This is a genomic window from Streptomyces hebeiensis, assembly GCF_052983195.1.
In genome coordinates this window covers 1,448,559-1,460,914 of the sequence record NZ_CM129812.1, presented here as the reverse complement: position 1 = coordinate 1,460,914, position 12,356 = coordinate 1,448,559, and the positions used below count along the sequence as shown (strand labels likewise).

Here is a 12,356-nt window from a genome sequence, read left to right as displayed (position 1 = left end):
CGGACGCCTGTTTTTACTGACGCGTAACTTCCTTTCCGACCTTACTCGTGCGTAACTCGACAAGAGCACAGCTGAGATGTGGTCCGGGCCACAGGGCTGACAGACATCGCCATTTCCCTTGAGCCGCAAGGAGATCGCTGAATGCTGCCCTGGAAACGCGCGCTCGGACCCATGGCCGCGCTGCTGCTGACCCTCACGGTGACGGTCACCCCAGCCGTGGCCGCGCCCCCCACTCCCGCCACCCCCGCCCCCGCCTCTGTCTCCGCCCCCGCCTCTGTCCCCCTCCCCGCTTCGGTCACCGCTGCTTCGGCCACCGCTTCCGCGGCGGCGCCCGACAGCGGTTGGAACGACTACTCCTGCAAGCCCTCCGCCGCCCATCCGCGGCCCGTCGTCCTCGTCCACGGCACGTTCGCCAACTCCGTCGACAACTGGCTCGGCCTCGCCCCGTACCTGGTGAACCGCGGTTACTGCGTCTTCTCGCTCGACCACGGCCAACTCCCGGGCGTACCGCTGACGTACGGCCTCGGCCCCATCGACGCCTCGGCGGCCCAGCTCGCCACGTTCGTCGACAAGGTGCTCGCGGCCACCGGTGCCGCCAAGGCCGATCTCGTCGGCCACTCCCAGGGCGGCATGATGCCGCGTTACTACCTGAAATTCCTGGGCGGTGCGGCGAAGGTGAACGCGCTGGTCGGCATCGCCCCGAGCAACCACGGCACCACCCTGCTCGGGCTGACGAAGCTGTTGAGGTACTTCCCCGGCGTGGCGGACCTGCTGAACGAGAAGACGCCCGCGCTCACCGATCAGGTGGTCGGCTCGCCCTTCCTGACCAAGCTCAACGCGGGCGGTGACACGGTCCCCGGGGTGCGCTACACCGTCATCGCCACACGGTACGACGAGGTGGTGACCCCGTACCGGTCGCAGTTCCTGACCGGGCCCGACGTGCGCAACGTCCTGATCCAGGACCTGTGCCCGGCGGACGTGTCGGAGCACGCGGCGATCGGGCTGCTCGACAGGATCGCGTTCCACGAGGTGGCCAACGCGCTGGACCCGGCGCGGGCGACGCCGACCACGTGCGGGTCGGTGATCGGCTGAGACGGGGCGAGGCGAGACGAAATGAATGGACGATGCGGCTGCCGCCCCCCGGCGGCAGCCGCATCAGGTCCTCCCGCGCGGCCCGGACGAGGGTCAGCGACCGTGCCGGCCGGTGACGGCCGTCTTGCGGCGTACGGTCCCGAACGTCACGGCGGCGCCGAGGGCGAGGGCGGCGGCGCCACCGATCGCCAGGTAGGGAGTGGTGCCTGTGGCACCGGTCTCGGCGAGGTTCTCCGCGGAGCCGGCGGCCTGTTGCGGGGCGGGTGCGTTGGCGGAGGGATCGTCCGAGGACGTCTCCGGCGCGTCGGTCTTCGCCTCGGACCTCGGCTCCGTCCCGGCCTCGGCCCGCGCGGGGGAGGCGTCCTCCGCCTTCTTCGCGTTCTCGTCGGACTCGGCCCCGTCGGCTCCGTGCGACCCGGCGTGCCCGAGATCGCCCTGGCCGTTGTGTTCGACGGTGGACTTGCCGGCCCCGTCGGCGATCTCCCGGTCCGTGGGCGCTGCCGCGGCCGGAGCTTCCGCCTCCGCCGCGCCGTCCGCCGCACCGCCCGCACCCGCCGTGCCGCCGCTGCCCGCCGTACCGCCGTTGTCCTGGCCGAACACGACGTCGGAGCAGGTGTAGAAGGCTTCCGGGCTGTCGGAACGCTGCCAGACGGAGTAGATGAGATGGCGGCCGGACTTGTTCGGTACGGCGCCGGTGAACACGTAGGCGCCGTTCTCCAGTGTGGGATCGGTGACCTTGAGGAAGGGCTTCTCCTCCAGGTCCGACCACTTCAGCGGCTTGGCCGGGTCGTAGCCGTCCTTGGTGACGTACAACTCGAAGGAGCCCTTGTGCGGGGCGGTGGCCTTGTAGCGGAAGGTGCGGTTGCCCGGGGACATCGGGGACGACGGCCAGTCGGCGCGGGCCAGGTCGAGGCCCTTGTACTTGTCCCGGCCCGCGCTGCACAGCTTGCCGTCCGGGATCAACTGCCGGTGGTTGCCTGCGGCGTTGGGGATGTTGACCTCGTTCCAGTCGTAGAACGCCTGGGTACCACTGGCCGCGACGGCGGCCTTGCAGGCGTCCGACTTCGGGCTCTCCGGACCCTCGGCGAAACAGGCGGCGACCCGGCTGACCGGGTCCGTCATCGACCCATGAGCGGCGGCGGGTGTGGCGGCGAGCCCGGTCAGCGCGACCGGAGCGAGGCCGAGGGCGAGAATCCCGGCGGCCGTGCGGCGAGCGGTCATGGAACGGTTTCTCCTTCGGGAGCGGTGTGGGGGGATGTGAGGGTGTGGGGGGTGAGCGGCGCGAGGCGGCATCGACGAATCCGCCGGAGCGGCAGGCGACCTCCCCGCCGCCGGGCCGCCCCGGCGTCAGCAACCTAGCCCGTCCGGACCGTGTGAATCGCCTGTTGGGAGGGGGTGGAGGCGATCCTTATGGCGCGTTTAAGGCAGGGCTAAGAGGGGCCTCAGGAAGAGGTGCGGAGAGGGCCCGCGCGACCTGCGTGCCGAGGGCCCGACCGTCCGTGACCGTCCGGGGGCGTACGCCTTGTGTCGCTGGCGGTGGCCCCCTGATTGGCTCTCCCCCGGGCCTCTGCTGGCTCCCCGTGCGGTTCCACAGTTCAGCAGCGAATACGACGGCGCCCGCGCTTTCCCGCGCGGGCGCCGTGCCGGTCGTTGTTGGTCGTTGTCAGTCCTCTCGGGCCACCCTTGGACGGCCCAGAGACGGCCCCGGGGCGACTACCGCCCTACCTCTGGGGAGCCGACCCGCAGTAGGTCATCGGGGTGCGCGAGCGCGTCGACCGGCCGTTGGGCGAGCCACCCGGACCGCCGGTGATCCGGGCTCTCGGTCCGTACGTGCTTGAAGCCGATGCGCTCGTAATAGGCGTGTAGGTCGGTGTTGGAGCGCCACGTGTCGATGCGCACCCAGGTTCGCCCCTCGACGGCCGCCACCCGGGACGTCCAGTCAACGATCCGCGCTCCGAGCTTCCGGCCCGCCGCCGCTCGCGAAACGATCAGCTTGTACAGGTAGAGCGCGGATTCGGGCCGGTCCTCATCCGTCCAGAAGTCGCGATCGACAGGGCCCCGACTCACTGTCGCGAGGATCGATCGCGCGGAGTCCTCAACCACCCATGCACGCCCTTCATCGATCGCTTGATGCCACTTACCGATGGCGCGTGCGCCGGTTTCAGGATCACTCCACTGATCGGTTCCCTTGGAGTGGAGCCACTGCTCAGCTTCGGTCCGCAGCTTCATCAACGCGGGGACGTCATCACCTGCCGCTGGACGCAGGAACTCAGTCACTGTCGACCTCATAAAGAATCTTGTGCCTATCTCCGGGGAGGATCGTGACCATACAACGCAACGGTTTCCCGTCCGCGTCGTAACCAGTCCGGGTGTGCTCCGCGACGGGTGTGGCCGCCGGCAGGGCGAGACGCTGCGCCTCCGTATGCGTTGGCATGCGTACCGTGATCTCGTCTCGATACTTGACCTGGATGAGCCCGACCGAGGCGAGCACCCCTCCGGGCGCGGATACGTCGCGCGGCTCCATCAGAGGAGTGCCGTTGACCAGGTCCGGCGGAAAGTACGAGTCGGCCAGTGCGTACGGCCGACTGTCGACGTACCGCACGCGCTGACGCATGACAGCTAGGCCACCTTCCGGCAGGTCAAGCGACTCTCGTACGTGCTGCGGGGGCTCAACGATGGAGACACTGATCTCCTGCCGGGGCGCCTTCCCGTCACCGGCAACCGCGCTGGCCCACTGGTCACCGGCGGTCTTCCCCTCAACTGCGGTCGCGTGACGACTGCGACTTTCCAGCGTCGACCAGTTCCAGACGACGCGCTCGAAGTCCTGCCGGACGTATTTGCCTTGCCCCTGACCGGTGACGACGAGCCCCTCATCAACCAGCATGCGCACGCCGGCGCGGATGGTCTCTCGGCTGTACCCATAGGAGCGCATCATCTCTGCCTCACTCGGTAGAGCCGCGCCTCCCTCCAGGTCGCCCGACTCGATCTGTTCTCGCAGATCAGCCGCGATTTCCTGAGCCTTCGTCATGCCGCGTCGCATGGCGCCCTCCTGCCTCCCGATTGAACTCCTCCAGACAAGGTAGTCCAGGGGGCTTGACTCTCCAACCCGCACCCGGGCATCCTCTTGCCAAGGCACTCCTCCAGACAAGCCGTACGGGGTGTCATGTACGTAGCTATGTCTTGAGGGGGCCCTTCTTTGGGCTGCTCATAAGCAGAGGGCGGGGACGCTGCAATCCCGCTAAAGGCCAGGTAGGACGCAATGGGCTTCGGCCCGACTGGCGAGGTGGCCCGGCGACCGCGAGCAACGGCCGGAGAGTGGGGACAAGGTCCCCCTTGCAGTGCTTCACCCCTGTTGATCTCACCCGAGAGGGACCCCAGTGCACCGACGAAGACTTTGAGCGCCGCCGCGACGACCGGCCGGCGGCGCTGGGCAACCCTCCCGGTCCTTCTTCGGTTCCGCAGCGCTGATGCTGCGGCCGGCTGCCTCTCCCGCCCGTCCGTTCCGCGCTCCGCGTGTGGACGTACGGACGGGAGCGCAGGGAGTCGCGTCGGCTTCACCCATCCAGGAAGGGAGGCCCGCTATGGGCCTGTTCAACCGCAAGGGAAACACCACGAGCGCCACCCCTCTCGACGATGCGACCTTCCAGCGCCGCCTTCGTGAGATCGAGGCGCGCGGCGAGGCTGAGCGCAAGGAGATCCGGAAAGCCGTCGAGAAGCGCGGCCGTGAGTGGAGCTTCCTGTCGACCGGCATCGACCTGGACGACTGACCACCAGCCTGGCGCACGTCCTACCCCGTCCCCGGCACCACCACCTACGAACGGCGCGCGGCCCCGGTGCATCACCACCGGGGCCGCTGTTCGAGCCGTTCCACCTTCTAGGGAGTACACGACTCATGGAACACATCGTTACTGTTCAGGACGCTGTTACGGCGTTCGCTCCGTGGCGTGAGCCGACGGATGCGGAGCTGGACGCGATCGAGGTGGAGATGCCCGTCATTCTGGCGGATGTCGACCTGCTGGACGCGCAGATCACGGTCATGGACCGCACGCCGACGGAGTTGGACGCGCGGCGGATCCGCCGGGCCCGCCGCCGGGTGCTGGCCGCGCGCCGGGAGCTCTCGAACCGCGCCGCCGCCACGACGGCCGTGCCCGGGGGTGCCGCGTGAGCGCCCTCGACAAGAACCTCGCATCGGCTCATGCAGAGGTGAAAGCCGAGCTTGCCCGGACCGACAACAAAACGGCCCTGCTGCTGGCGTTCGTCGGTGCGCTGCTGGCCGGTATCTGGTCGGTCGCCTCTGACGTGCGTCTGCCGGTGGCCGCGTACGTGGTCGGCGGGCTCGGCGTGGTGCTGTTGCTGGCTTCGGCGGGTCTGCTGCTGCGGGCGGTCCGCCCGAACCTGGGCGGCCGGCGGCCGTTCGGGTTCCCGCTGTGGGCCACGCAGAGTGCCGAGGAAATCACCGCCGCCCTGACCGAGGACACCCGCGCACAGGACATCGCGGGCCTGTCCCGCCTCGCTGTCACCAAGTACGTCGCGCTGCGTCGGGCGGTCGACCTGACCCGGGCTGCCGGTGTGCTGCTGATCGTGGCCGCTGTGATCGCGGTGGGGGGTGCGGTATGAGTACCCGCCCGCTGACCAGCACGGACCTGCACTGTGTGGAGGGTGCCCGTCGGCTGCTCTCCGACATGAAGGGCATCGACTGGGCCACTGTGACGGAGCACGACCTGGCCTTCCTGGTGGGCCGTGCGCAAGTCGTCATCGCGAGCCTGATCGTCACGGTGGAGGGGGGCGAGCGGTGAACCGCAGCGTGAAGACGGTGCTGCCGGCCGTCGCGATGACCGTCGTGTCGATGGTGCTCACGCTGGCCGTGGTCGTCATGTGGCTGGGCACGGCGATGCCTCGGCCGGTGGCCGTGGTGGTTGGTCTGGGGATCGATGGGGGATGGCTGGCCACGCTGGCCTACGAACGTCGTCTCGCCGCACAGGGCGACCACAGCCGCGCGGTGACCGCCGTCGGCTGGGGATTCGGCATGGTGGCGACAGGCGTCCTGGTGGCGCACGCGCTCACCGCCGAGACGAACGCGGGCGCGTGGCTGGCCGTCGCGTGGCTGCCCGTCGCGGCCAAGGCTCTGTGGCTGGTCCACGGGCTGTGGGAGCGGACCGCGCTCACGGATGAGGCCCTGGAATCGATCCAGTCCATTCAGCAGGAGGCGCGGGACGAGGCGGCCGTGGCGCGGGCCCGGCTGAGGGCGGAAGCCGCCACGGAGGAGACCCGGTTGACGGCCGTGACGCAGGCCGGAGCGCGCGTCGCACGCGTACAGGCCGCCACCGCCGAAACGCTCTCCGGGGCGTGGTCGACACTGGAAGCGGCACGGGAGGGAAGGGAGACCGGCAGGGCTCTGACCAGCGTGACGACCCCCGTCACACCCGGCGTCACACCTCGCTGGGAACTCCCCCTCTGGGGCCCGGTCGACCCCGTTCCCGCGCTCGCGCTGGAGACGGCCCCCGCCCTCAGCGATGCTGAGCTTGACGCGCTGGTCGACCAGATCCGTCACAGCCGTACCCCCGCCCTGTCCTACCGGGAGATGGCCGGCCGGTTCCGCGCCGCCGGGCACTCCGCATCCGAGGTCCGCCTGCGGGCCGCATGGAAGCGCGTGGCATGAGCGGCCGGTTCTACGACCCGGACGGGTCCCGATTTGGTCTGCCCACGTTCCCGTTCCGCATGGCGCCGGACGGCTACGCGACGCGCCGGCAGCTCCGTGCCGCCGGGCTCCGGCCCGGCGGCCAGCCCATCGCCGCGCAACTCCTGTGGCACTCGCGCCGCTACCAGCGGCCCGGCCGGCCGCCGGTCCGGTACGCGTACCTGTACCGGATCGACCGGGCCCTGCCCGTCCGCCCGATGACCGCGCGCCGCGCGGCGGCACTCGGCCGGGCCATGGCCGCACGGCGCACCTGCCCGCACTGCGGGCGCGACGCCGGATACGTCATCCCCACCTCGCTCGGCATGTGCGTGGCCTGCCACGAAGCGGCAGACCAGCGCGCCGCCTGAGCGTTCACCCGCCCCGGCCACCTGCCGTGAGGGCGCCGGATCGACTCCGGCCCGGGGCACGCACCAACAACCCTTTCATCTCCGAAAAGGACAAATCATGGGCCTGATCTTCGGTTTCAACAACGGCCGTATGACCACCGCGCAGGACCTGCGGGACCACGGCATCGTCCCCGAGAGCACCACCACCATCACCCGAAACGGTGACGGCACGGTCACCGAGACCACCACCTGGTCCGACGGGCGGACCGAGACCACGACGTACGACCCCCGGTAAGCCCGCATACCGCCCCGATGGTCGCAGGCCGGGTTCGACTCCCGGCCGGGGCACGGCCCGCACCTCTCCCACCCAGGAAGGACCACGATGGACCCTGCCCAGACACAGGCTGTGGTGCAACTCCCGGACGGGCGGCATGTCTACGTCGACCCCGCGCACCTGCCCGCCATTCAGCAGCAACCGCAGATCGTTCATCAGCACATCCATCAGGCCCCGCCGGACCGGACGACGCAGCGCGTCGCGCTCGGTGCCGGTGTCGGCGCCGGAGCGGTCGGCGCGTCCGTGTACTTCGGCCCGATGCTCGTTGCTGCGATCACGTCCATGGCCGTCTCGCTCGCTGTGGTCGCCCTCGTCGTCGTCGCGACCGCGTGGGGACTCGTCACCGTCGTCCGCACGGTCGGCGGCGCGGACGGCAAGAACGCCGCCAAGGCACTCTCCAAGGCCCGTCGGCGCTGACGGTTGCCCGATCCGCCCGTCCCGTACGGGCGGTGAGGGGAGCCGGACAGTCCGGCCCGGGACGGAGACAACGCCGTGCGGATCAGCGACTACGACGACATCAACCACACCGAGGCCGCCCGCGTGCTCGGCATCTCCCTGGTCGCCGCGTTGCGGGGCGGGGAGCTGACCACGCGCCAGATGCGCAAGCTCGACCGGATCGCGGAGAAGGCCACGAAGCGCGAGGACGCCAAGCGCGCCGAGAAGACCGCGAAGCGCGGCAAGTGACCATGCCCCGGGGCGGCCGTCCACGGCCAAGCGACCGGCCGCCCCGGGCCCAACCCGACCGCCCACATGGGCGGGACAGGAGACACCCATCATGACCGATTCGACGGCGGACGCTCCCGCGATGGGCAGCGTTCACGACCTGGACGAACACCGTGCCGCCCGGACGGGTGAGCCGGTAACCCTGAACAAGCCGGACGTCGCCCCCGACGACTCCGAGGCCGCGCCGGACGGCGGGGCGGTGGTGGAGGCGGTCGACCGGCCCGACAACCCGCTTGCGGACTGGCTGACCGTCCCGGACGCGCCGGTCCTGCCCGCGTGGGCCCGCTCCACCACCTCGGTCAAGGCGAACGCGGGCGCGCTGTGCCGCCTCACGTGGTGGCACGCCCGGTTCCACGCCTTCCGCACCCCGAAGTACCTGTTCAAGACCGTGTTGCTGGCCGCGCGTGGCTTCTACCGGGCCGGTGCCGGCCTGTGGCCGGCCCTGTCGGCCGCCGACCACACAGCGGCCGTCCGCGCGCTGGCCGCACAGTCCAAGCTGCGCCCCGAGGATGTCGAGCTGGCGACCCGTCTCCAGGCCGCGCACGCGGAACGCACCCGCTCGCGCCGGTGGCGGTTCGGTGCGGCAGCCGTCGCGGTCGCCGCCGCCGGCGTCGGATTCGCGCTGGCCGACCCGCTCATGCAGACCGGGATGGCAACCGCGGTAACCGTCCCGCTCGCCTACCTCGGACGCGGCAAGGAAACCCACCTCCTCGACCAGGGCGCCCCGCCGATCCGGGTGGACATGTCCGCCGCCCAGCTCAACGACGCGCTTCGCGCCGCCGGGCTCCTGAAAACGGTGAGCGGCAAGGACGGGGACAAGGACGCGCCGCGCGTGTCGTGCACGATGGGCCCGGTCCGGGACGGCCGTGGCTGGGCCGTCATCTTCGACATGCCCCGGGGCGGCGGCAAGACCGCCTCCGACGTGCTCGCCAAACGCGAGGTCATCGCGCAAGAGCTGGGCGTGGATGAGATCCAGGTCATCATGTCCCGCGTCCGCGCGGCCAAGGGCGGTAACGCCGGCCGGGTGTCCATGTGGGTCGCGGACGATGACCCCTACCTGGCCGACCCCACTCCGTCGCCGCTCGCGTCGTTGGAGAAGTTCTCGATCTGGGACGCGGTCCCCTTCGGGCAGGACGCGCGCGGTAACCGCGTGAGCGTGCCCGTGGTCTGGCAGTCGATGTTCTTCGGCGGGCTGCCCCGGCGGGGCAAGACGTTCACGCAGCGGCTGATGACAGCGGCCGGCCTGCTGGATCCGTGGGTGCGGCACTACGTGGCCGACTTCAAGGGCGGGCAAGACTGGATGGGCATGCGCCACGTCGCCCACCGCCTCGTCCTCGGAGCGGAAGAGGACGCGATCGAGGCGTTCAAGAACATGCTCGCCGAACTCCTCGAAGAGATGGAACGGCGCTTCGCCCTGTTCCGGGGCCTGCCCACGTCGATCTGCCCGGAAGGCAAGCTCACCCCGCAGATCATCGAGAAGTACCGGATGCCGTTCATCTTCCTGACCGTTGATGAGCTGCAAGAGGCATTCCTGGCGATGGACGACAAGGACCGTGAAGCGGTCGTGGACGACCTCGGACGCATCGCCCGGCGCGGCCCGGCGGCCGGGTTCATCTCCAACTACGCCTCCCAGCGTCCCGACGCCAAGAGCGTGCCGACCAAGCTCCGGGAGATCATCACCATCCGGTGCTGCACTCAGGTCACCGACAAGACCAGCAGTGACATGGTGCTCGGGTCGGGGAAGGCCGCCATGGGCGCGGACGCCTCGCTGCTGTCGGAGGAGCACAAGGGCGTGACCGTCCTGGTGACCGGCCCGGCCTCCTACGCCACCGTGAAGAACGATCTGCTCACCACCAGCGAGTTCAACGCGCTCGCGCTCAAAGGCCGGGCGCTGCGCGAAGCGGTCGGGCAGATCAGCGGAGACGCGGCAGGGGACATCGCGGCCGGCGCCGGACGGGCCGGTGTCACCATCGCCCCGGTCCTCTCCGACGTCCTCGACGTCATGCGGCACTCCGACCGGATGCACTCCGTCGATCTCCTCAACCGTCTCGTCAACGCCGACGAAGACCGCTACGGGGACTGGGACCTTGACAAGCTCGCCGCCGAACTCGACGCGGCCGGCGTCAAGCGGACCACCAAGCAGATCAACATCAAGGGCAAGAACCTCGCCGGCTACCGCCGCGCCGACCTGGAGGCGGCCGTGCCCGAAGAACTGCTCTTGGCCGCGCGGGCGGTAGACCCCTCCCCCTCTACCAACGCCACCGCCTGAACCCCCTCCCCACCCCCGCTACCCCGACCCCCGAAGTAGCGGGGGCCCTCTACACCGGTAGAGACCCCCCATAGAGGGGTCTGACCTGCGAAGTAGAGGGCCCTAGAGGGGGTCTGGGCATCCCCCGGCCACCCCCTCTCAAGCCGCGAAATCAGCCTTGAAGGAGAGTCGTGCGCTTCTACCTGACGACCCACAAACGGCACTGGGTCAAGCTCACGGACGTGCCGCTGTTCCTGAAGTCCGAGCACTTCGCCGCGGCCCGTACCCTGCCGGTCGCGATCGGCCGGTACGCGGTCGACTCCGGCGGATTCTCGGAGCTCCAGGAACACGGCCGCTGGACCCGCCCCCCCCGGCAGTACATCGATGACCTGTACCGCATCTGGGAAGGGGTCGGTCCGTTCGACTGGGCGGCCCCACAGGACTGGATGTGTGAACCGCTCATCATCCACGGCGGTCAAGCCGGGCCCCTCACCTTCGCCGGCACGCACCTCAGCGTGGCCGAGCACCAGCGGCGCACCGTGGCCAACTACCTGGAACTGCGGGAACTGGCACCTGACCTGCCCATCATCCCGGTACTCCAAGGCTGGGAGATGCGGGACTACGAGCACTGCGTGGCGCTGTACGAGCGCGCCGGGGTCGACCTCACCGCCGAACCTCTGGTGGGACTGGGCTCGGTCTGCCGCCGGCAGTCCACCCGGGAGGGTGCCGCCATCGTCACGATGCTCGCCAGACACGGTCTGCGGCTCCACGGGTTCGGCTTCAAAACCCTGGGCCTGGAAAAGGTCGGCCACCTCATGGCCACCGCCGATTCCCTCGCGTGGAGCTCCCACGCACGCCGCCGCCCACCCCTGCTCGGCCACACCCACAAGAACTGCGCTAACTGCATCGACTACGCACTCCAGTGGCGCACCCGCGTCCTGAGCGCGCTGCCTTCATGGCAGCAACCCGAACTCACCGCATAGCAACGACCAGGGCGGCCCCCTCTCGCCAAAGACCGGGGCCGCCCTCAACCAGCACAACTCAACAGAGGAACTGGAGGCATCCAGCATGACCCAACCTGCCCCGATCCGGCGAGTACGCGCTGACTCGCCCTTACTGAACACCGCCCTGAACCTGGCCTCTGCCGATGTCCCGGTTCTGCCGCTGCGGGCGGGGAAGCTGCCCGTGGGCAACTGCCGGTCGTGCGCGGCCGTCGCCTGTGGCGGACGACCGAACATGCGCGAAGCCGGACCCTGCCAGTGCCCGGCCCCCTGCCACGCATGGGCCGCCGCCACCACCGATCCGGCCGTGCTCACCTCCCGCCCCTGGGCACGCGCGTGGAGGCAGGCTGGCGCCGTCGCTTACCACCCCGGCGGCGCCGGCCTGACCGTCGTGGACCTGGACAACGCGGCGGCCGTCGCATGGGCCCGGGACACCCTGCCCGCCACCCGCACCGTGCCGACGACGCGCGGAGAGCACTGGATCTACCAGGGCGCCATGCCATCAGCCAACGACGTCCGGCCCGGAGTGGATGTGAAGTCGTCCATGTCCTACGCCCGGTGGCTCGGCCCCGGCTCCGGCACCGTGACAGCGCTTCCGGACGTGGTACGCGCGCTGATCGTGAAGAAACCCGCCCCGGTCCGGCCGGTGCGCGCCGTCGCCGTGCCTACCGGGGGCGGCCGGTGCCCGCACCGCACCCCCGTCTACCTCGAACGGGGGATCGCCATGGCCGTACAGCGGATCACCGCCGCCACCACGGCCGTACACGCCACGGTGTTCGGAGCGTTCCTCGCCGTGTTGTCCACGCACGGCCGGTGTGGCTGCCTCACCGACGACCACACGAACCGGCTCTTCGCCGCCGCTCAGGCCAAGGGCGAATCGCCCCGGCACTGCGCGGACGCGTGGACCAACGCCCGCACCCGGTTGGGACTGTGA

The 12,356-nt window shown here is 70.1% G+C and carries 16 protein-coding genes; 13 read left to right on the top strand and 3 right to left on the bottom strand.

Annotation, left to right across the window (positions count from 1 at the left end):
• Nucleotides 1-141 precede the first annotated feature (141 nt).
• Nucleotides 142-1,092: an esterase/lipase family protein gene (locus ACU6P3_RS06330; RefSeq protein ID WP_447196271.1), complete on the top strand. Its 951-nt coding sequence runs from the start codon at nt 142-144 to the stop codon at nt 1,090-1,092.
• A 93-nt stretch (nt 1,093-1,185) separates the two neighbouring features.
• Here ACU6P3_RS06330 and ACU6P3_RS06325 read toward each other — a convergent pair whose 3' ends face one another.
• From ACU6P3_RS06325 to ACU6P3_RS06315, 3 genes are all read right to left on the bottom strand, one after another.
• A complete protein-coding gene (locus ACU6P3_RS06325; protein WP_447196270.1) occupies nt 1,186-2,313 on the bottom strand; it encodes a lytic polysaccharide monooxygenase auxiliary activity family 9 protein in 1,128 nt (375 codons plus the stop codon).
• Between the two features lie 492 nt (nt 2,314-2,805).
• Complete coding sequence (locus ACU6P3_RS06320; protein ID WP_447196269.1) at nt 2,806-3,369, bottom strand: GNAT family N-acetyltransferase; 564 nt, start codon at nt 3,367-3,369, stop codon at nt 2,806-2,808.
• Entirely contained in the window at nt 3,362-4,132 is a 771-nt protein-coding gene (locus ACU6P3_RS06315) for a GntR family transcriptional regulator (protein ID WP_447196268.1), read from the bottom strand. The genes ACU6P3_RS06320 and ACU6P3_RS06315 overlap by 8 nt, the downstream gene beginning before the upstream one ends.
• Nucleotides 4,133-4,673: 541 nt before the next feature.
• On the opposite strand from ACU6P3_RS06315, the gene ACU6P3_RS06310 reads away from it, so the two are divergent.
• From ACU6P3_RS06310 to ACU6P3_RS06255, 12 genes are all read left to right on the top strand, one after another.
• Nucleotides 4,674-4,859 (top strand): hypothetical protein, encoded by a 186-nt coding sequence (locus ACU6P3_RS06310; protein ID WP_447196267.1) that lies wholly within the window; start codon nt 4,674-4,676, stop codon nt 4,857-4,859.
• A 125-nt stretch (nt 4,860-4,984) separates the two neighbouring features.
• Nucleotides 4,985-5,257 carry a DUF6284 family protein gene (locus ACU6P3_RS06305; RefSeq protein WP_447196266.1) on the top strand — a complete coding sequence of 91 codons (273 nt, stop codon included), beginning with the start codon at nt 4,985-4,987 and terminating at the stop codon, nt 5,255-5,257.
• Nucleotides 5,254-5,709: a Pycsar system effector family protein gene (locus tag ACU6P3_RS06300; RefSeq protein WP_447196265.1), complete on the top strand. Its 456-nt coding sequence runs from the start codon at nt 5,254-5,256 to the stop codon at nt 5,707-5,709. Before ACU6P3_RS06305 ends, ACU6P3_RS06300 begins: the two co-directional genes overlap by 4 nt.
• Nucleotides 5,706-5,888, top strand: a complete 183-nt coding sequence (locus tag ACU6P3_RS06295; protein ID WP_447196264.1) for a hypothetical protein — start codon at nt 5,706-5,708, stop codon at nt 5,886-5,888. Before ACU6P3_RS06300 ends, ACU6P3_RS06295 begins: the two co-directional genes overlap by 4 nt.
• Complete coding sequence (locus ACU6P3_RS06290) at nt 5,885-6,751, top strand: protein spdB (protein WP_514414740.1); 867 nt, start codon at nt 5,885-5,887, stop codon at nt 6,749-6,751. Before ACU6P3_RS06295 ends, ACU6P3_RS06290 begins: the two co-directional genes overlap by 4 nt.
• Complete coding sequence (locus ACU6P3_RS06285) at nt 6,748-7,137, top strand: RRQRL motif-containing zinc-binding protein (protein ID WP_447196263.1); 390 nt, start codon at nt 6,748-6,750, stop codon at nt 7,135-7,137. The genes ACU6P3_RS06290 and ACU6P3_RS06285 overlap by 4 nt, the downstream gene beginning before the upstream one ends.
• A gap of 97 nt (nt 7,138-7,234) precedes the next feature.
• The gene (locus ACU6P3_RS06280) at nt 7,235-7,411 is read left to right on the top strand and encodes a hypothetical protein (RefSeq protein WP_447196262.1); all 177 of its coding nucleotides are present in this window, start codon (nt 7,235-7,237) and stop codon (nt 7,409-7,411) included.
• An 87-nt stretch (nt 7,412-7,498) separates the two neighbouring features.
• Complete coding sequence (locus ACU6P3_RS06275) at nt 7,499-7,867, top strand: DUF6251 family protein (protein ID WP_447196261.1); 369 nt, start codon at nt 7,499-7,501, stop codon at nt 7,865-7,867.
• Between the two features lie 75 nt (nt 7,868-7,942).
• Nucleotides 7,943-8,134, top strand: a complete 192-nt coding sequence (locus tag ACU6P3_RS06270) for a hypothetical protein (RefSeq protein ID WP_447196260.1) — start codon at nt 7,943-7,945, stop codon at nt 8,132-8,134.
• Between the two features lie 91 nt (nt 8,135-8,225).
• Nucleotides 8,226-10,442, top strand: a complete 2,217-nt coding sequence (locus tag ACU6P3_RS06265) for a P-loop NTPase family protein (RefSeq protein ID WP_447196259.1) — start codon at nt 8,226-8,228, stop codon at nt 10,440-10,442.
• A gap of 170 nt (nt 10,443-10,612) precedes the next feature.
• Entirely contained in the window at nt 10,613-11,404 is a 792-nt protein-coding gene (locus ACU6P3_RS06260) for a deazapurine DNA modification protein DpdA family protein (protein WP_447196258.1), read from the top strand.
• A gap of 85 nt (nt 11,405-11,489) precedes the next feature.
• Entirely contained in the window at nt 11,490-12,356 is an 867-nt protein-coding gene (locus ACU6P3_RS06255) for a bifunctional DNA primase/polymerase (RefSeq protein WP_447196257.1), read from the top strand.

Coding starts and splice junctions, on each gene's coding strand:
- ACU6P3_RS06330 (WP_447196271.1), top strand. CDS start 142: ATGCTGCCCTGGAAACGCGCGCTCGGACCCATGGCCGCGCTGCTGCTG.
- ACU6P3_RS06325 (WP_447196270.1), bottom strand. CDS start 2,313: ATGACCGCTCGCCGCACGGCCGCCGGGATTCTCGCCCTCGGCCTCGCT.
- ACU6P3_RS06315 (WP_447196268.1), bottom strand. CDS start 4,132: ATGCGACGCGGCATGACGAAGGCTCAGGAAATCGCGGCTGATCTGCGA.
- ACU6P3_RS06310 (WP_447196267.1), top strand. CDS start 4,674: ATGGGCCTGTTCAACCGCAAGGGAAACACCACGAGCGCCACCCCTCTC.
- ACU6P3_RS06305 (WP_447196266.1), top strand. CDS start 4,985: ATGGAACACATCGTTACTGTTCAGGACGCTGTTACGGCGTTCGCTCCG.
- ACU6P3_RS06295 (WP_447196264.1), top strand. CDS start 5,706: ATGAGTACCCGCCCGCTGACCAGCACGGACCTGCACTGTGTGGAGGGT.
- ACU6P3_RS06285 (WP_447196263.1), top strand. CDS start 6,748: ATGAGCGGCCGGTTCTACGACCCGGACGGGTCCCGATTTGGTCTGCCC.
- ACU6P3_RS06280 (WP_447196262.1), top strand. CDS start 7,235: ATGGGCCTGATCTTCGGTTTCAACAACGGCCGTATGACCACCGCGCAG.
- ACU6P3_RS06275 (WP_447196261.1), top strand. CDS start 7,499: ATGGACCCTGCCCAGACACAGGCTGTGGTGCAACTCCCGGACGGGCGG.
- ACU6P3_RS06265 (WP_447196259.1), top strand. CDS start 8,226: ATGACCGATTCGACGGCGGACGCTCCCGCGATGGGCAGCGTTCACGAC.
- ACU6P3_RS06255 (WP_447196257.1), top strand. CDS start 11,490: ATGACCCAACCTGCCCCGATCCGGCGAGTACGCGCTGACTCGCCCTTA.